This is a genomic window from Pseudoalteromonas sp. T1lg65 (assembly GCF_051930985.1).
Taxonomy (GTDB): domain Bacteria; phylum Pseudomonadota; class Gammaproteobacteria; order Enterobacterales; family Alteromonadaceae; genus Pseudoalteromonas.
In genome coordinates, this window is the sequence record NZ_CP196837.1 from 3,724,447 (window position 1) to 3,742,838 (window position 18,392).

An 18,392-nucleotide genomic window follows, 5' to 3' on the forward strand; every position below is an offset into this window, starting at 1 on the left:
TCCTACCAACAGGTGGTGTCAACAGTGTACCTGTCACCAGACCCCGTATACGTTAACCTACAACCACCTCTTTCAAAAACATCTGCGCCGAATACATCTCGCAAAGTTTGAAGATACTGCCCAGATTCTGAAGTACTGATATTGGCGGTAAACGAGATTGAGCCATCTGCGTTTCGCTTCGAATTTCGCAAATCTGCAACGATTTTATGTGTCCCAGTCTGCGCATTGTATGAAATGATGATCACCCCATGAGGGCTTTTTACAACTACCATCCTGCTTTCATTTTTTACTTCATCTTTAAACCATCCGCGGAATGCCTCACTGAACGACTTAAGACCATCCCCGAAGTTCTTAAAGTCTTGAGAAAAAGAGCCTCCATTATTGTTTTGGGGTTGTTCATTAACTTGGCTGCCATTCCTAGATCTTGCTCTCGTGGAGAAAGCTGTGGTTAAGGCCGCTTCTTTAAAGGCTAAGCGAAAGTTACTGTTAGCATCACTATAGTTACACTCGGAACAAATAAACTGGATCTTATAAGCCCCTTGAAATACGACAGTCCCACCAATCTTAATGGTATCAGTTAAAAATGTTATATCACCAAAACTTGTAGATGAAGATGTTTCAAGTGTTTCATATGAGTAACCTCTTTGCAGGCACTCATTGAAATATCCTCTACCTTGCATTGTTATGCAGCGTTCTGTCTCTTGCTGAAAGGTCCAAGTACCTCCTCCAAATGATGCTAATACACTATTCGAAAAGAGTAGCAGGAGGAAGGTGATAGATGGTAATAATTTCATACTAAATTTCCTTTTTTAGAGAATTGAAAGTAAATATAACATGACCAAATTGTTTTGCAAATGTATCCAATATATCTTAGATAACGAATAAACTTCAGATTAATTATGTAGATCCAAATTAAGATTGAGATTAATTACGGACACTACTGCCCAAATGATGATAACGCTGCCATGTATCAGGTCTACAACGCAAAAGCCCCGGCGAATGCCGGGGCTTTATCAAAAGTCTAATTTAGTTAAAAACTAAAATTAAGCTTTCTTAGGACTTTCAATCACGTCAACTAGAGTCCAAGACTTAGTCTTAGAAATAGGCGCACATTCGCGAATAGTCACGATGTCACCTGTCAGTAGACGTGTTGCTCTCATCGTGCGCGTGCAACTTAGTTGTACGCTTGATGCTTTCTTCTCATAAAGAGTACCGTAGATCGGGTGGTTAACCTGACGCTTGATAGCTGCGTTCAAAAATTCCACCCCCAAACGCAAAAGCCCCGGCGAATGCCGGGGCTTTATCAAAAGTCTAATTTAGTTAAAAACTAAAATTAAGCTTTCTTAGGACGTTCAATCACGTCAACTAGAGTCCAAGACTTAGTCTTAGAAATAGGCGCACATTCGCGAATAGTCACGATGTCACCTGCTAGTGCCGTGTTGCTCTCATCGTGCGCGTGTACTTTCGTAGTGCGCTTGATGAATTTACCGTAGATCGGGTGCTTAACCTGACGCTCGATAGCAACAACGATTGACTTGTCCATTTTGTCGCTTAGAACACGACCTTGTAGAGTACGGATCTTATCGCTCATTATGCACCTGCCTTCTGGTTGATAACCGTTTTAACACGCGCAATATTGCGACGTACTTTCTTAAGCTCGTGAGTTTGAGCTAGCTGACCAGTGCTCGCTTGCATGCGCAGGTTGAACTGCTCACGAAGAAGCTCTAGAAGCTCAGCATTTAGCTCTTCTACGCTTTTGTCTTTAAGTTCGCTAGCTTTCATTACATTACCGTCCGAGTTACAAATGTTGTTTTGAAAGGTAATTTACGAGCAGCTAGGTTGAATGCTTCGCGAGCAAGCTCTTCTGAAACACCTTCCATCTCGTAAAGTACTTTACCAGGCTGAATTTCAGCAACCCAGTATTCAACAGAACCTTTACCTTTACCCATACGAACTTCTAACGGCTTTTCTGTAATTGGCTTATCTGGGAACACACGGATCCAGATTTTACCTTGACGCTTGACGTGACGTGTCATAGCACGACGAGCTGCTTCGATTTGACGAGCAGTCATTCGGCCACGGCCAGTCGCTTTCAAGCCGAAAGAACCGAAGCTAACCTTGTTACCGCTGGTAGCAAGACCACGGTTGCGGCCTTTGTGTACCTTGCGGAATTTTGTACGTTTTGGCTGTAACATTAGTCGCTACCTCTTACTTAGCACTTTTTTTAGCTTTCTTCGGCGCACGCTTAGCTGGCTTCTCTTGCTCTTGAACTAGTGGAAGACCACCAATTACTTCGCCTTTGAAGATCCAAACTTTAACACCGATGATACCGTAAGTGGTCAAAGCTTCTGAAGTTGCGTAGTCGATGTCAGCACGAAGAGTATGTAGAGGTACACGACCTTCACGATACCATTCTGAACGTGCGATTTCAGCACCGCCTAGACGGCCACTTACTTCAACTTTGATACCTTTTGCACCTAGGCGCATTGCGTTTTGTACTGCGCGCTTCATAGCACGACGGAACATAACACGACGCTCTAGCTGAGAAGAGATACCGTCAGCAACTAGTTGTGCATCAAGCTCTGGCTTACGTACTTCCGCGATGTTGATTTGCGCAGGTACACCAGCAAGCTTAGTTACAGCTTGGCGAAGCTTTTCAACATCTTCACCTTTTTTACCGATAACAACACCAGGACGAGCTGTGTGAATTGTTACACGGATTGATTTAGCTGGACGCTCGATAACGATTTTAGACACAGAAGCGCTCTTAAGTTCCTTAGTAAGGTAAGAACGTACTTTGTGATCGCCAAAAAGCTGTTCAGAGAAATCTTTTGTATTCGCGTACCAAGTAGATACCCAAGGCTTAGAGATACCTAGGCGAATACCAGTAGGATGAACTTTTTGTCCCATTACTTATATCTCCTAGCTATCCGAAACCACAACAGTGATATGGCTTGTACGCTTAAGGATGCGGTCTGCGCGTCCTTTAGCACGTGGCATAATACGTTTCATTGTAGGACCTTCGTCTACAAAAACTTTAGCCACTTTAAGCTCATCAATGTCAGCACCTTCGTTGTGCTCCGCGTTCGCGATAGCAGACTCAAGTACTTTTTTAACCAATACAGCCGCTTTCTTTGGGCTGTACGCTAGGATTTCTAGCGCGCGATCTACCGGAAGTCCACGGATTTGATCAGCCACTAGGCGTGCTTTCTGCGCCGAACCAGAGGCGAATTTGTGTTTAGCTAATGCTTCCATCATACCCTCCGATTAACGCTTCTTAGCTTTCTTATCCGCAGCGTGACCGCGGTAAGTACGTGTAGGTGCAAATTCACCTAGTTTGTGACCGATCATTTCGTCTGTGATGAACACAGGTACGTGCTGACGACCATTATGGACAGCGATGGTCAATCCGATCATGTTAGGGATGATCATTGAACGACGGCTCCAAGTTTTAATTGGCTTCTTGTCACCGCTTTCCAACGCTTTCTCTACCTTCTTCAGCAAGTGTAGGTCAATAAATGGACCCTTCTTGAGAGAACGTGGCATGGCAATTCCTCAACTATTATTTAGTACGACGACGTACGATGAACTTATCTGTACGCTTGTTCTTACGAGTCTTATAACCTTTAGTAGGCACACCCCAAGGAGTAACAGGGTGACGACCACCAGAAGTACGACCTTCACCACCACCGTGTGGGTGGTCAATCGGGTTCATGGCAACACCACGAACTGTAGGACGGATACCACGCCAACGATTTGCACCAGCTTTACCTAGTGAACGTAGCATGTGCTCAGCATTACCTACTTCGCCGATAGTCGCACGACAGTCAGACTCAACTTTACGAACTTCGCCAGAACGAAGACGTAGTGTTACGTATTGACCTTCACGCGCAAGGATCTGAACGTAAGCACCTGCAGAACGTGCAATTTGTGCACCTTTACCAGGCTTAAGTTCAACGTTGTGTACAGTTGTACCTACAGGGATGTTACGCATAGGTAATGTGTTACCAACCTTGATTGGTGCATCAACACCAGATTGGATAGCATCACCCGCTTTAAGACCTTTAGGTGCGATGATGTAACGACGCTCACCGTCTGCATAAACTACAAGAGCGATGTTTGCGCTACGGTTTGGATCATACTCTAGACGCTCAATTTTAGCAGGAATGCCATCTTTTGTGCGTGTAAAGTCGATTACACGGTAGTGTTGCTTGTGACCACCACCAATGTGACGAACCGTGATACGACCGTTGTTGTTACGACCACCTGATTTAGAGTTTTTCTCTAATAGCGGAGCGTAAGGCTTACCCTTGTGTAGATCAGGGTTAACCACTTTAACGACGTGACGACGACCCGCAGAAGTTGGTTTACACTTTTGAAGTGCCATAATTCTAACTCCCCTTATTACTCGGCGCCGCCGACAAAGTCTAGCTCGCTACCTTCTTTAAGAGTAACGTAGGCTTTTTTCCAATCGCTACGACGACCAAAACGCATACCTGTACGCTTTGTTTTACCCTTAACATTTAGAGTGCGAACACCAGTTACTTCTACTTCGAAAAGCTTTTCTACAGCTGCTTTAACTTCAGCTTTAGTTGCATCTTTCGCTACTTTGAAAACGATTGTGTTGTTTTCTTCAGCAGATACAGTGCTCTTCTCAGAGATGTGTGGAGCAAGGATTACTTTTAAAAGACGTTCTTCACGGATCATGCTAGCGCCTCCTCAAGTTGCTTAACAGCACCTGCAGTAATAAGTACCTTATCGAAAGCGATTAGGCTTACTGGGTCGATGCCAGCTACATCGCGCGTGTCAACCTTGTAAAGGTTACGTGCAGAAAGGAATAGATTCTCATCTACTTCTTCAGTCACGATTAGTACGTCTTTAAGCTCAAGTTCTTTAAGCTTAGCTACTAGTTCTTTAGTCTTTGGTGCTTCTAGACCAAAGTTTTCAACAACTACTAGACGATCTTGACGAACAAGCTCAGAAAGAATGCTCTTGATCGCACCGCGATACATCTTACGGTTAACTTTTTGGCTGTGATCTTGCGGCTTAGCTGCAAAGCTCACACCACCGCTGCGCCAGATTGGGCTGCGGATTGTACCAGCACGTGCACGGCCAGTACCTTTTTGGCGGAATGGTTTCTTACCACCACCGCGTACTTCAGAACGTGTCAGTTGAGCACGAGTACCTTGACGAGCACCTGCTGCGTAAGCAACAACTACTTGGTGTACTAATGCTTCGTTAAACTCACGTCCAAAAGTAGCTTCGGAAACTTCAAGCGCGCCAGCGCCTTTAATTGCTAATTCCATCACTAAATCTCCAGGACTTATGCTTTAACAGCAGGTTTAACGATAACGTCGCCGCCGATAGCGCCAGGTACTGCACCCTTAACTAAAAGCAAGTTACGCTCTGCGTCAACACGTACTAGTTCAAGGTTCTGAGTAGTCGTTCTCACGTTACCCATTTGACCAGCCATTTTCTTACCTTTGAAAACTTTACCAGGAGACTGGTTTTGACCGATTGAACCAGGAGCACGGTGAGATAGAGAGTTACCGTGAGTTGCGTCTTGCATGCTGAAATTCCAGCGCTTAACACCACCTTGGAAACCTTTACCTTTTGAAGTACCAGTAACGTCAACTTTATTCACTTCAGTGAATAGTTCAACTGTTAGTTCTGAACCTACTTCAAATTCACCTTCACCGCCGTTAAGACGGAATTCCCACAGGCCGCGACCCGCTTCAACGCCAGCTTTAGCGAAGTGACCCGCTGCTGGTTTGTTTACGCGACTTGCTTTTTTCTCGCCTGCAGTAACTTGAAGCGCGTTGTAACCGTCTGTTGCGTCAGATTTGATCTGCGTAACACGGTTAGGCGTCGCTTCGATAACTGTCACAGGGATAGATACACCATCTTCAGTGAAGATACGTGTCATACCCACTTTACGACCGACTAGACCTAATGCCATTTTCCTAAAACCTCTCTAATCTTCCGATTAACCCAGGCTGATTTGAACATCAACACCAGCAGCAAGGTCTAGGCGCATTAGTGCGTCTACAGTCTTGTCAGTTGGTTCTACGATGTCGATCAGACGTTTGTGGGTGCGGATCTCATATTGATCACGCGCGTCTTTGTTTACGTGCGGAGAGATCAATACGGTGAAGCGTTCTTTACGCGTAGGAAGTGGGATTGGACCACGAACCTGAGCACCAGTGCGCTTCGCTGTTTCCACGATTTCCGCCGTTGATTGGTCAATCAAACGGTGGTCAAAAGCTTTTAGGCGAATACGAATGCGTTGATTTGACATTCTTAAACCTCAAAATAAAAAGAGCATTTAAAAAGAGCATAAAGAAACGACCGAGACTAACTCAATTAATCCTGAGAAGTCGGTTGTTAATTTATTTCTACCGTTGAACTCTCGATTGGAGTTCCTGTTTAATGGTCTGAAATCCAGACCTTTACTTTACTTCCTATAACCCGAGGGTCAAAGAAAGTCCGCACATTATAATGAGATTGGTGATAAATGCAACAACTAATGCTAAGTTATTTTAAAGACCTTGAATTACTGTCATAATTTCGCAGCCATTTACAGGATACAATCAGCAGTTGGATTAAGCAGTCCATGAAGTGAGTATAAATGGTCAGTCCAGTTAAAGCTTGGTATTCTATAATAAAGTAAACCGTTTGGTATTCATATGCGCGTGTTTTCATACTTGCTTACAACTCTGGCTCGCTGGAGTAATCATATTTTTGTCAAAACCAAAGTTTTGCCAGCCAACCCCATTGAAAGTTACGGACTCAATCCAGAGCTACCGACCTTTTATTTAACCCGATTAAACTCAGCATCTGATTTAGCCGCGTTAGATAACATGTGTAAACAACTAGGGCTGCCTGCGGCATCTAAAAAGGAAAAGTTGGGCAACATTGAATTAGACCGATTCGTTGCTATTCAAAATCCGCCAAGCGTGTTTAGCGACAAGAGCCGACCCAGCGACGCAATAGAGAAAAGTAAAGCTATTTTCGAAGCTTTGAATGCCGACGCCACACTACAAGCGCAAGTGATCCCGATCACGATATTATGGGGCCGCAATCCGGGCAAAGAAAAACCGGGTGTTGGTACCCTGCTGTCCAGCTCGTTAACACCAAGTTGGTTAAGAAAGTGTTTTGTGGTGTTGTTTTCTGGTCGCGATACCTTTGTACGTTTTTCTCAACCCATCGAGTTGAGAACACTACTGAATGACAAAGCAGATGTAGATGCTTTACCGCATAAGCTACTGCGTGTTGCTCGCGTACATTTCCGCCGTCAAAAGCTCACCGCCACAGGCCCCAAACTGCCCTCAAGAGAAAAGCTGTTTAATTCTATTCTTGCTGCTCCAAGTATCAAAAAGGCCATTGCCGATGAAGCGAAAGCCAAGGGCCTCAGTCATCAAGAAGCTCGACTTGAAGCTCTTGAACTGCTCGACGAAATCGCTGCCAATTACTCAGATGCCATGGTACGTGTCGCAGACAGAGCACTGACTTGGCTGTGGAACAAGTTGTATAATGGTATCGAGGTAAACAACTCAGACAAAGTCCGCGAACTCGCAGATAAAGGTCACGAAATCATTTATGTCCCGTGCCACCGCAGTCATATGGATTATTTGCTGCTCACTTACGTCATTTACCATCAGGGCTTGGTACCACCGCATATTGCCGCTGGAGTAAACCTTAACTTCTTCCCTGCGGGGCCGATTTTTAGACGCAGTGGCGCGTTTTTTATACGTCGTTCATTCTCCGGTAACAAACTCTATTCCGCGATTTTCAAAGAATACTTAACGCAATTGTTCATCAAAGGCTACTCGGTGAAGTTTTACACTGAAGGTGGACGCAGCCGCACTGGTCGTCTGCTGCCACCGAAGACAGGTATGCTCGCGATGACATTGCAATCCATGCTCAGAGGAATTGACAGACCGGTAACCGTGGTTCCGGTTTACTTGGGCTACGAGCATGTAATGGAAATAAACACCTATTTGAAAGAGCTGGCCGGCAGTTCGAAAAAGAAAGAGTCGGTGCTCGGTATCTTTAAGGCGATTAAAAACCTGAAAAACTATGGCCGAGGCTATCTCAACTTTGGAGAACCTATTTGCCTTAACCAATACTTAAACCAGCATCAACCGAATTGGCGTGACGCAATTAGTAAAACAGACAGTGCCAAGCCCAGCTGGCTTAACACCCAAGTTGCCAATCTTGCTGATGACATCATGACCGAGATAAATAATTCGGCCGCATTAAATGCGGTCAACTTACTGGCAACAATTTTGCTTAATAACGAGCAATTCGCACTGTCAAAGTCTCTATTACTAAAGCAATTGAGTTTGTATCAAGGATTACACCGCCAAGCGCCATATCACAAAAACGTGACAGTGCCTGAGGGCAGCGCTGAAGAGTTATTAACTCACGCACTGAAACTTGATAAATTTGATATTGTTGAAGATGGTTTTGGCGAAATCATCAGCATCAAGGAAAAAGAACGCGCCTTGATGACCTATTACATTAATAACACACTGCACTTGTTTGCACTGCCAAGCTTACTCGCTCAGCAACTATTTAACCGCTACAGCATCACGGTAGAAGAAAGCCGAAAACAAGTAGAAGTCCTGTATCCTTTATTCGCTAACGAGTGGTTTTTAACCCCCTTGAAACCCAATTACATTGACGATGTATTCCGCTATTTTGCTGAGCAAGGTTTAATTACTTATGATGGTCATGTCGCGATGGTGAATAAAGATAGTGAGGTACTTTCTCAACTTGAGATGCTCGGTAAAGTATTGCATCTCACCTTGGAACGTTACGCCATCACAATTAATTTGGTGAAGCACTATAAAGGTATGACCCGCTCCGAGCTAGAAAAGACCAGTACTGACCTTGCTACCCGACTTGGTACATTGCATGGGATCAAAAGCCCTGAATTTTTTGACAAGAAGGTGTTGACCGCGTTCGTCACTAGTTTGAAAGAGCAAGGCTACATTCAACATTCTGAGTCAACAGGCATGCAAGCCACCGATGCGCTTATTGAATTAGAAAAGCATCTGCAAGAATTGCTACCAGCTAGGATCCATCAATCAATTCAAAACATTCTTTAAACTTTTAACAAAAAAGCCGTCAATCTCGACGGCTTTTTTGTAGCGACTCTTATGCCTCAACTGAGGTTATTTTCGCTGGCGCATCACCCCTTCTTGAATCGTTGATGCAATCAGTTCTCCGCTACGGTTAAAGAACTGGCCCCGAACCAATCCTCTTCCATTAGAAGCACTTGGACTATCCACACTGTATAAAATCCAATCATCTAATCTAAATGGCCTATGAAACCACATTGCGTGGTCAATGGTCGCCACTTGCATATCAGGCTGCATAAACGACAAACCGTGCGGTTGCAAGGCTGTGGGCAAAAATTCAAAGTCTGACGCATAAGCCAATAGATAGTTATGAATGCGCCTATCGTCAGGCATCTCGCCATTCGCTTTAAACCACACATGCCTAACTGGCTCTTGCTTTTTAGGACTAAACGGGTTTTGAAAATCCACCGGACGCATATCTATCGGCATCTCTTTGGTGAATTTAGCTCTGAGTCTCTCGGGGATCTGTTTTGAGTGCTCTTGGTAGAAGTGCAGTGATGGTTTCAGTGACTCAGGCGCAGGTACTTTTGGCATTGCAGACTGGTGTGATAGACCGGGCTCATCACCCTGAAAAGAGGCCGTCATATAAAAAATCGGTTTGCCATATTGAATCGCGCTGACACGCCGTGTACTAAAGCTACGCCCATCTCGAATATTTTCTACGTCATATACAATCGGTTTGCTGGAGTCACCTGGACGCAAAAAGTAAGAGTGTAACGAGTTAACGTAGCGACCTTCAGGCAAGGTATATTTAGCTGCTGACAGCGCCTGCCCCATAACCTGACCGCCAAACACTTGAGGAAACCCTAAGTCTTGGCTTTGTCCTCGATAAATCCCTTGCTCTATTTCTTCCAGACTTAGTAAATCGAGCAGGTTTTGTAATACTTGACTCATTCTCTACTCCGAGGTTGTGATCCGCTTAGCTAAACCTAATAATACACTATATCTCAATAGATTGGATTGAATATGACTTATTGGCTATTTAAAACCGAACCCGACGCATTCTCAATTGACGACTTAAAAAAAGCGCCAAAACAACAAACTTTTTGGGAAGGGATCCGCAATTATCAAGCACGGAATTTTTTACGTGACCAAGTTAAAGTCGGCGACCATGTCTTTATTTATCACTCAAGCTGTAAAGTTCCTGCTGTCGTCGGTATCGCAACGGTGGTTAAAGCAGCTGAACCCGACCCTCATCAGTTCGATTTACATAGTGATTATTACGATGCGAAATCCAGTCCAGAAAATCCTCGCTGGGTTGGTGTGACGCTACAGTATCAGCAACACCTGAGACCAGTGATATTAAAAGCGATTAAGGCAAATAACGACATCACCGAACTTGCGTTGAAAAAAGGCGGTAGGCTTTCCATCATGCCTGTCACCCAAAAGGAATGGCAAATTATTTTAGGTATGTCGCAGCAAAACTAGCGACGCCGCTTTTTTCGCCCACCTTTGGGTATCATTGAAAAATACAGCAGTAAAGCTAACCAACTAAACACTAAGGTAGCAATTAACCAGCCGTTTTTTTCATGTCTCTTTGTACGTTTACTTCCGGCAACTAAAGCAACCGGAAGTAGATAAATACAGATTAAAGTTATCAACAAGAAGAGTTCGTCGAACATAATGACTGCCACGCTACTTCACTGGCTAATACTCTTTGTGGTGCGATGTAATGAAGTACATCACCACCTTTCAAAGCATAGTTAAGCGGTGGATTTAAATCCATATCAAAACCATTCAAGTCATGCGCAACGCCCAGCAAAGTCGCATCGTGATTTTGCTTAAAATATCCAAATATATCACCAAAGGTCATGGCACTGACTTGATGAGGTATTTGTAAGCTGAATTGGGTATCACCACGCAATGTAGACAACAATTCTTCCTGTATTCGACTAGAGCCAGGATCTTGCATTGCACGAACTAAGATTTCCGCCGACATACTTGCTGAGCATTCAACATTTTTGCAATGCTCCCTTAATAAGCTCGCTTTGCTGTTATCTAAAAAATGCGCACTAATATGTGCCTCAGATTTAACCACTCGGCTGAGTTTGAGCGCGGTGGTAAAAGTTTGATCATCATCTAACCCATCCACAATCACTTTGTCAGCTTGCGCGAGTCCGATGCGAGCAAGTTGCTCATCATCGGTAAAACTGGTGAGCTTAGCAAACAATACATCGGGGTAGCTTAGCAGTGGGTGCTCAATGTTGTCCGTAACCGCAAGTACTATTTTCCGTGCTTCGCGTTTTTTGTCTCCTAATATGTAATCAACCATTTTTTTGGTTCTCACTTCATGCCAACCAAAAATAATGATGTGGTTTTGCAAATGTGCGAAATCTTTATCTCCTGTCATACCTCTTCTCACCCAATAAGTTACCAATTGCCCAGCTTTCCCCAATAGCACCCCAAATAATGCTAACCCAAACGGTATTTGCACCAAGGCGACAATCCACCGGCCCAAGTCAGTTGTGGCGCTAAAATCACCGTAACCTACTGTGGAAGTAGTCACGACGTAATAATAAAAAAACCGGCTAGGGTCTAATAGTTCAGCTTCCCCTGCACCATTAAGTAGCCCCCAAACAACCAACATATGTGCTAACGTCGCCGTTATTAGCAGCTGCCAACTTGCTTTGTCGATATGCGCGCGCAGCAATATCGCAAAGCGCCTCAAGATAAAAGGCATATTGCTTCCTTTTTAGTTTTTTGTTGCTCTAGTCGGTTAAATCGACTTACATCAATACATTACTGTATGTGTTTACTAAAAAACAGTACGACATTGCGAGTACTTTGATATAGTCTTAAAAAGTGAACAATGAAGTTGGGGGGAAACAATGGCAGGTGTATTAGCTTCGGTTGATCAAAGAACACAGTTAGTGGGTGAAAACCGCTTGGAACTGTTGTTGTTTCATCTACACAGCCGCCATTTCTTCGCATTAAATGTATTCAAAGTGAAGGAAGTGGTTAAGCTGCCTCACATGAACAAAATGCCTAATGCGCATCCAAAAGTCTGTGGTGTCACAACTATTCGCGGCGAATCTATTCCTGTGATCGACTTACGCCAAGCTATCTGCATGCCACCTTGCGAAAAAGACGCTGATAGTAACCTCGTCATCACAGAATATAACCGAACCGTCCAAGCTTTTTTAGTCGGTAAGGTGGATCAAATTATCAACACCGCATGGACAGAGATTATGCCTACGCCCAAATCGGTGGGACGCAATCACTACTTAACGGCGCTGACAAAAATCAAACGTGACGGCGTCGAACATATCGTCGAGATCATTGATGTCGAAAAAGTCCTTGCCGAAATTGTTGAGTACAATATTGAGATACCTGAAGATATTTTAGATAAAAGTATCATTGGAGAACTAGAGGGTCGTAAAATCCTCCATGCCGATGACTCCCCCACCGCTAGGCGACAAGTTGCAGACACGCTTGCCCAGCTTGGGGTTGAAATTATCCCAGCTACCGATGGTTATGAAGCCCTCAAGCTATTGCAGCATTGGGCAGACGAGGGCATCGACGTTGAAAAAGAATTACTCGCCGTGATCACCGATGCCGAAATGCCAGTAATGGATGGTTACCGCCTTACTTATGAAATTCGCAATGACGCGCGTCTCAAAAATTTATATATCATTCTCAACACGTCTTTAAGCGGCAGCTTCAATCATGCCATGGTGGAAAAGGTGGGTTGTAATGCATTTTTATCTAAATTCCAACCTGACTTACTGGTAAACGAGATCCAAAATCGTCTGCGCGACGTGCTCGACAAAGAATAGCGACAAGCTCACCGCAAACTGTATAAAAAAACAGTGTTTAAATTTGTTATTTGTCAGTCACTTACTCCCAGGATGCCTTGTTATCTGAGGTTGTTGCTGGGATTTACGTGAGTGACTCGGTATACTGCTGCTATTTGCACTATTGGGCGATGTAATGGACGTATCTGAACTACTTGATGGCTTAAACGACAAGCAACGAGAGGCTGTAGCAGCTCCTATCCAGAATATGCTGGTATTAGCAGGCGCAGGATCGGGCAAAACCCGAGTGTTAGTCCATCGTATTGCTTGGTTAATGCAAGTAGAACAGGCTTCGCCTTACAGCATTTTTGCCGTGACTTTTACTAACAAAGCCGCAAAAGAGATGCGTGCCCGCGTAGAGTCAACATTAGAAGCCTCAGTTGGTGGCATGTGGATTGGTACTTTCCACGGGTTAGCCCATCGTCTACTGCGCGCACACCATCGTGAAGCCAATTTGCCGGAAGCCTTCCAAATCCTAGACTCTGATGACCAGCAACGTATGATCCGTCGATTGCTTAAGGCTATGAATATTGATGAGAAAAAATGGCCTCCCAAGCAGCTATGCTGGTATATCAATGCCCGAAAAGATGAAGGTCTAAGACCAAAAGATATTCAAGCTTTTGATGTCAACGAACAATTAATGCTGCGTGTTTATCAAGCTTACCAAGACGCTTGTGACAGAGCCGGATTAGTCGATTTCGCTGAAATTTTGCTGCGCTGCTACGAAGTATTGAAGCAACAACCCACCTTGTTAAGACATTATCAGCAACGTTTTAGACACATGCTAGTCGACGAATTCCAAGACACCAATAGCATCCAATATATGTGGCTAAAACTGCTAGCTGGCGGCGACAATGACATTATGATTGTCGGCGACGATGACCAGAGTATTTACGGTTGGCGAGGTGCAAAAATTGAAAATATCAAACGCTTCTTAACTGACTTCGAAGCGCAAACGATCCGCCTAGAACAAAACTACCGTTCGACTGCAACCATACTCAAAGCATCAAATGCTTTAATTGAGAACAATGCAGAGCGCATGGGAAAAAGCCTTTGGACCGATGGTAATCAAGGCGAGCCGATTTCAATCTATGCCGCTTTCAATGAACTAGATGAGGCACGCTTTGTCGTCGGTAAAATCAAAACTTGGCTGCAAGCGGGGAATGCACTCAGTGACACCGCTGTACTTTATCGTAATAATGCGCAATCGCGGGTATTAGAAGAAGCTTTACTGCAAGAAAGTATAAAATACCGTATTTATGGCGGTATGCGCTTTTTCGAACGCCAAGAGATCAAAGACGCACTTGCGTACTTACGTATTGTCAGTAACCGCAATGATGACGCCGCTTTTGAACGCGTGATAAACACGCCAGCAAGAGGCATTGGTGATAAAACGTTAAGCCATATTCGCGACTGCGCACGTCATAATTCAATGTCGCTATGGGATGCCGCCAAAACCATTCTGGCACAAAAACATTTAGCTGGTCGTGCCGCAACCGCAGTGACTAAGTTTGTTGAACTTGTAGAGTCTCTCGATGATAAACTCGCAGAATTAGAACTTGAGCAACAAGCTAAAACCACTATCGAGCAATCGGGTCTCCTTGCCATGTATCAGGCAGAAAAAGGTGAAAAAGGCCGCGCGCGAGTCGAAAACTTAGAAGAACTAATTAACGCCTGTGGCCAGTACGAGCTGCCGATTGATGAAGACTTTTCCTCGCCATTGCAGGGATTTTTAGCCTATACCTCTCTAGAGGCTGGTGAAGGCCAAGCTGATGAACACGAAGATGCTGTGCAAATGATGACCTTGCACTCAGCTAAAGGCCTCGAGTTTCCGCTAGTGTTCATGGTGGGTGTTGAAGAAGGGATGTTCCCGTCACAACAAAGCCATGAAGAATCCGGGCGCTTGGAAGAAGAACGTCGCCTTTGCTATGTTGGTATGACCCGCGCTATGGAAAAACTGTATATTTGCCATGCTGAAAGCCGTCGCCTGTATGGCCAAGAAAAACACCACAGTCCATCGCGCTTTTTACGTGAGCTACCTGAAGACTGCACTGAAGAGATCCGCATCAAAACTCAGGTGTCCCGACCAATGAATAGCGGCCGATTCAGCGCATCGATTACGCATGCAGCATTTGAAGACAGTGGTTTTAATTTGGGGCAACGCGTACTACACGCCAAATTCGGTGCCGGTACGGTACTAAATTATGAAGGCAGTGGTGCACAATCACGTATTCAAGTTAATTTTGATGATGTTGGCAGTAAATGGCTCGTCACCGCCTATGCTCGATTGCAATCACTCTGAACTTAACGCGCTTCTAGCACAGCTTTATAACGCGAAGCATCGTCAGCTGCTGTTATTTACGGGATCACATTCTTGGGTCTGTGGGCAATTCAAGCAATTGTTTGAACATACACAGTGCAGTTCGTTGGTGTTAAGTCAGCACTGTGAGCTGCTTGAACAGGCTTGCTGGCCTGAACATTTACACCAAATTTTAGGCCAAGAGTTTGACTTAGTTGTGTACGACGGTTTCAGCGGGATTATTCCCAACAAGTTTGCCGCAGCGAGTGGCACAGTAAAAGCGGGTGGCTTGCTGATACTATTACTACCAGAAGTTGAACAACTAGACACCTGGGTTGATCCTGCAATCAAAACTTGGTGCTGCTACGGCGCAAACGCTACCCGAAGTCATTTTTTAGCGCGTTGGCGAAGTCTGTGGCAAAGCACTCCGCCCTGGCTGTGTAGTGAGCGCTCAGGATGGCAACTTCCTAAGTATTACCAAACTCTAGCACCTGCGTTAGGTAACGCTCAACAACAAGCCGTGCTGGAAAAAATCAGCGCAAAACTGCTTCAGCAGCCACCAACTCCTATTTTGCTCAGTGCTAACCGTGGCCGTGGAAAGAGTAGTTTGCTAGGTATGTTAGCAGCTAAACATCCGCAAAAAAGAGTCTTGATCTGCAGTCGTCACTATCATGCGTTAACTAGTGCTTTTAGAATGCGAGCGCAATTATCTAACCATCAGTATGACGGTAAACAAAAGCGTCTGTTGAACCTTGAATATATTGCGCCAGATGCTTTACTAGCGCTCAGTCACGAGGCATTGACTGAAGTCGATATTATTCTGGTGGATGAAGCCGCCACTTTGCCAGTCCCGCTACTCACCGCAATATGCCAACTTGGTTATCCTTGCGTTTTTTCCAGCACTTTAGTGGGTTATGAAGGTAATGGCAGAGGCTATACCCTGAGGTTTAAGCGCTATCTGGAGGCTCACTACTCTGAGTTTGCAGAGTTTCATCTTGATGCCCCAATTAGATACGCGCAACATGATCCGCTAGAGCGGCAGATAAACCAGCTGTTAATACTCGATAGTCAGCATCAGGAAAGCTTAGCGTCAACCAGCGAACCCATTCAATATGTCGCTATTTCACAGCAGCATTTAGTGGAAAACGAGGTGCTGCTTGAGCAAGTTTTTTCGTTACTTGTACTCGCTCACTATCAAACCAGTGTTAACGACTTACGACAGCTACTCGATGCACCCAATAACCGTATTTTTGTAGCATTACAAGGTCGTGTTTTGGTAGCGGTCTGCGTCATCCATCTAGAAGGTAATATTGACCCCGCAATGGCAGCAGCCATCATTGCAGGAAAGCGCAGACCCAGCGGACACATGCTAGTACAGCAACTAGCCACAACTTTGGGAGAGTCTACGTTATTGAGCAAGTCAGCTGCTCGGATTGTGCGTATCGCGGTTCATCCATCAAGGCAACATCAAGGCATAGGTAAGGAACTTGTTCACTTTTCAGAACAGCAGCTCGCCAGCGAAGTCGATTACTTCGGTACTAGTTTTGGTTTAACTGCGACACTGGCCAACTTCTGGTCAGGAGTTGGCTATCAAGCTGTTAAGCTAGGCTTTAAAAAAGACAAAGCCAGCGGCGAGTATGCGCTTTTAATGGTTAAGAACGCTCCCTTTCCAACCGAGCTTAATGAAGAATTTAAACTCAGTTTGTGTTACCACCTTGCCGGACTATATCAATCGCTTTCAATTTCAGACGTAGAAGCCTTACTATGCGCTTTGGAAGATCAGCCTATCCCAAAGCCCTTACTTGAGCGCGTAGCGCATTTAGAAAAGGTACAGGCTTCAGAGCATCAACTCGCTCCTCAGTTATTGCGACTGATCCAAATCAAGCCAAGCGTCGTTACTAATTTATCCAGCCTTTCCAAATCATTAATAATTAGACTAATATTACAGCAACACAAGCCAACTAAAGTACTCGAAGAATTGAAACTATCGGGGAAAAAAAGCCTCACTAATGAGCTTAGGAACGCATTGCGAAAAATCAATGATCAAATTCAACGCTAGTCAATTACTTACTGGCATTTTGTTGCTGTTAAACTGTGCTTATTGTGTTGCCCAACCTAAATTCAAGCTTGGTATGTCTACCGCGCTTTCTGGACCGGCAAAAGAGATCGGACAACAGCTGACAGCCGGTGCAATGTTGCACTTTACTGAATTTAACCAAGGCCTTAAAAAATCAGATACCAGTATTGAGTTGCTGGTAAAAGATGATGGTTACGAACCAAATAGAGCTGTGGCAAACACACGGTATTTTATTTACCAAGAACGGGTCAACGCTTTGTTCGGCACCATGGGCACACCCACTACTTTTGCAATTAAGCCGCTTTTAGAAGCGTCTAAAATACCATTACTGATGCCTTATACTGGTGCAGACTTTCTCCATCAATCGTTTAATTTCAATGTATTTAACCTGCGAGCAAGCTACGCAGACGAAGCAGAAGAAACCATCAAGTACTTAGTTGATGAGAAAAATATCAACAAAATAGGATTGTTAATTCAAGCAGATGAATTCGGGCTAACCGTCGAAAAAAGCCTTACCCTTGCGTTAAAACTCAGAAACCTACAACCCACAGTGATCACTCGGTTTCGTCGCAATACAGCCGATCTTGACAAAGCACTGAGCCAACTAGAAGGCTCAGGGATCAAGGCTATTGCGATGGTGGGAACCTATGAACCACTGGCAACGTTTATCAACAACAGTACACAAACGGGTCACGATTTAGCGTATACGACCGTCTCGTTTGCTTCTTCAAAAGAGCTATTCAAACGCATTACTCAACCCACTGTACAACTCATGGTGACAGAGGTGGTCCCAGATCCCAGCCGCTGTAGCGCCGTTATCTGTCAAGATTTCAGAAGGCTGGCAAAACAACAAGGTATCGCCATCAATGAGCAAGTATTTGAGGGGTACCTAAATGCCTATGTTTTAACGCAAGCGCTATCCATGTGCCAACCCCCAATAGAAAATGCCTGTGTGCTTAATGCACTCACCAAGGTACTCGATACAAATCAACAAGTCCGTTCTGTTTTTATGCTCAAACCCGAGCAGAATAAATTGCCGGTTTATCGCTCATATTTCTAATCTTGTTCTATGCTTA

At 44.5% G+C, this 18,392-nt stretch carries 22 protein-coding genes; 6 read left to right on the forward strand and 16 right to left on the reverse strand.

Translation table 11 applies throughout. The features are described from left to right. Positions 1 to 2 precede the first annotated feature (2 nt). The 13 genes from ACSLBF_RS16570 to rpsJ form a co-directional block, all read right to left on the reverse strand. Positions 3 to 794 carry a hypothetical protein gene (locus ACSLBF_RS16570; protein WP_440054443.1) on the reverse strand — a complete coding sequence of 264 codons (792 nt, stop codon included), beginning with the start codon at positions 792 to 794 and terminating at the stop codon, positions 3 to 5. Between the two features lie 249 nt (positions 795 to 1,043). Next, the gene (gene rpsQ / locus ACSLBF_RS16575; RefSeq protein ID WP_440054444.1) at positions 1,044 to 1,256 is read right to left on the reverse strand and encodes a 30S ribosomal protein S17; all 213 of its coding nucleotides are present in this window, start codon (positions 1,254 to 1,256) and stop codon (positions 1,044 to 1,046) included. A 77-nt stretch (positions 1,257 to 1,333) separates the two neighbouring features. Then, positions 1,334 to 1,591, reverse strand: a complete 258-nt coding sequence (rpsQ, locus tag ACSLBF_RS16580; RefSeq protein WP_440054445.1) for a 30S ribosomal protein S17 — start codon at positions 1,589 to 1,591, stop codon at positions 1,334 to 1,336. Beyond that, entirely contained in the window at positions 1,591 to 1,782 is a 192-nt protein-coding gene (gene rpmC, locus ACSLBF_RS16585) for a 50S ribosomal protein L29 (protein WP_010376372.1), read from the reverse strand. Before rpmC ends, rpsQ (ACSLBF_RS16580) begins: the two co-directional genes overlap by 1 nt. Next, positions 1,782 to 2,195, reverse strand: a complete 414-nt coding sequence (rplP, locus tag ACSLBF_RS16590; RefSeq protein WP_340072032.1) for a 50S ribosomal protein L16 — start codon at positions 2,193 to 2,195, stop codon at positions 1,782 to 1,784. The genes rpmC and rplP overlap by 1 nt, the downstream gene beginning before the upstream one ends. A 13-nt stretch (positions 2,196 to 2,208) precedes the next feature. Continuing rightward, positions 2,209 to 2,910 carry a 30S ribosomal protein S3 gene (rpsC, locus tag ACSLBF_RS16595; RefSeq protein ID WP_440054446.1) on the reverse strand — a complete coding sequence of 234 codons (702 nt, stop codon included), beginning with the start codon at positions 2,908 to 2,910 and terminating at the stop codon, positions 2,209 to 2,211. Between the two features lie 12 nt (positions 2,911 to 2,922). After that, positions 2,923 to 3,255, reverse strand: a complete 333-nt coding sequence (gene rplV / locus ACSLBF_RS16600) for a 50S ribosomal protein L22 (protein WP_010376375.1) — start codon at positions 3,253 to 3,255, stop codon at positions 2,923 to 2,925. Between the two features lie 12 nt (positions 3,256 to 3,267). Next, positions 3,268 to 3,546, reverse strand: a complete 279-nt coding sequence (gene rpsS, locus ACSLBF_RS16605) for a 30S ribosomal protein S19 (RefSeq protein WP_010376377.1) — start codon at positions 3,544 to 3,546, stop codon at positions 3,268 to 3,270. Between the two features lie 16 nt (positions 3,547 to 3,562). Beyond that, the gene (gene rplB / locus ACSLBF_RS16610; RefSeq protein WP_440054447.1) at positions 3,563 to 4,387 is read right to left on the reverse strand and encodes a 50S ribosomal protein L2; all 825 of its coding nucleotides are present in this window, start codon (positions 4,385 to 4,387) and stop codon (positions 3,563 to 3,565) included. Between the two features lie 17 nt (positions 4,388 to 4,404). After that, complete coding sequence (rplW, locus tag ACSLBF_RS16615) at positions 4,405 to 4,707, reverse strand: 50S ribosomal protein L23 (protein ID WP_010376382.1); 303 nt, start codon at positions 4,705 to 4,707, stop codon at positions 4,405 to 4,407. Further along, the gene (rplD, locus tag ACSLBF_RS16620) at positions 4,704 to 5,306 is read right to left on the reverse strand and encodes a 50S ribosomal protein L4 (protein ID WP_440054448.1); all 603 of its coding nucleotides are present in this window, start codon (positions 5,304 to 5,306) and stop codon (positions 4,704 to 4,706) included. The genes rplW and rplD overlap by 4 nt, the downstream gene beginning before the upstream one ends. 17 nt (positions 5,307 to 5,323) lie before the next feature. After that, a complete protein-coding gene (gene rplC, locus ACSLBF_RS16625) occupies positions 5,324 to 5,959 on the reverse strand; it encodes a 50S ribosomal protein L3 (protein WP_440054449.1) in 636 nt (211 codons plus the stop codon). A gap of 27 nt (positions 5,960 to 5,986) precedes the next feature. Then, the gene (gene rpsJ / locus ACSLBF_RS16630) at positions 5,987 to 6,298 is read right to left on the reverse strand and encodes a 30S ribosomal protein S10 (RefSeq protein WP_010376390.1); all 312 of its coding nucleotides are present in this window, start codon (positions 6,296 to 6,298) and stop codon (positions 5,987 to 5,989) included. Positions 6,299 to 6,686: 388 nt separating this feature from the next. Here rpsJ and plsB point away from each other — a divergent pair, with 388 nt between their 5' ends. Then, positions 6,687 to 9,113, forward strand: coding sequence for a glycerol-3-phosphate 1-O-acyltransferase PlsB (plsB, locus tag ACSLBF_RS16635; protein WP_440054450.1), 2,427 nt, complete (start codon positions 6,687 to 6,689; stop codon positions 9,111 to 9,113). A 66-nt stretch (positions 9,114 to 9,179) separates the two neighbouring features. Here plsB and tesB read toward each other — a convergent pair whose 3' ends face one another. After that, positions 9,180 to 10,040 (reverse strand): acyl-CoA thioesterase II, encoded by an 861-nt coding sequence (gene tesB, locus ACSLBF_RS16640; RefSeq protein ID WP_440054451.1) that lies wholly within the window; start codon positions 10,038 to 10,040, stop codon positions 9,180 to 9,182. A 72-nt stretch (positions 10,041 to 10,112) separates the two neighbouring features. On the opposite strand from tesB, the gene ACSLBF_RS16645 reads away from it, so the two are divergent. Then, complete coding sequence (locus ACSLBF_RS16645) at positions 10,113 to 10,574, forward strand: EVE domain-containing protein (protein WP_440054452.1); 462 nt, start codon at positions 10,113 to 10,115, stop codon at positions 10,572 to 10,574. Here the strand turns inward: ACSLBF_RS16645 and ACSLBF_RS16650 are convergent. Together ACSLBF_RS16650 and ACSLBF_RS16655 are read right to left on the reverse strand one after the other, a co-directional pair. Next, positions 10,571 to 10,768, reverse strand: coding sequence for a hypothetical protein (locus ACSLBF_RS16650; RefSeq protein WP_440054453.1), 198 nt, complete (start codon positions 10,766 to 10,768; stop codon positions 10,571 to 10,573). The genes ACSLBF_RS16645 and ACSLBF_RS16650 overlap by 4 nt on opposite strands. Next, complete coding sequence (locus ACSLBF_RS16655; protein ID WP_440054454.1) at positions 10,744 to 11,826, reverse strand: ion channel; 1,083 nt, start codon at positions 11,824 to 11,826, stop codon at positions 10,744 to 10,746. Before ACSLBF_RS16655 ends, ACSLBF_RS16650 begins: the two co-directional genes overlap by 25 nt. A gap of 148 nt (positions 11,827 to 11,974) precedes the next feature. Between ACSLBF_RS16655 and ACSLBF_RS16660 the strand changes: the two genes are divergently transcribed. The 4 genes from ACSLBF_RS16660 to ACSLBF_RS16675 all read left to right on the forward strand — a co-directional run bounded on the left by ACSLBF_RS16660 (position 11,975) and on the right by ACSLBF_RS16675 (position 18,376). Next, positions 11,975 to 12,922, forward strand: a complete 948-nt coding sequence (locus ACSLBF_RS16660) for a chemotaxis protein CheV (protein ID WP_440054455.1) — start codon at positions 11,975 to 11,977, stop codon at positions 12,920 to 12,922. Positions 12,923 to 13,076: 154 nt separating this feature from the next. Next, positions 13,077 to 15,242, forward strand: coding sequence for a DNA helicase II (gene uvrD / locus ACSLBF_RS16665; RefSeq protein WP_440054456.1), 2,166 nt, complete (start codon positions 13,077 to 13,079; stop codon positions 15,240 to 15,242). Next, positions 15,145 to 17,298, forward strand: a complete 2,154-nt coding sequence (locus ACSLBF_RS16670) for a GNAT family N-acetyltransferase (protein WP_440054457.1) — start codon at positions 15,145 to 15,147, stop codon at positions 17,296 to 17,298. Before uvrD ends, ACSLBF_RS16670 begins: the two co-directional genes overlap by 98 nt. After that, the gene (locus ACSLBF_RS16675) at positions 17,279 to 18,376 is read left to right on the forward strand and encodes an ABC transporter substrate-binding protein (RefSeq protein ID WP_440054458.1); all 1,098 of its coding nucleotides are present in this window, start codon (positions 17,279 to 17,281) and stop codon (positions 18,374 to 18,376) included. Before ACSLBF_RS16670 ends, ACSLBF_RS16675 begins: the two co-directional genes overlap by 20 nt. The last annotated feature ends 16 nt before the right edge of the window (positions 18,377 to 18,392 follow it).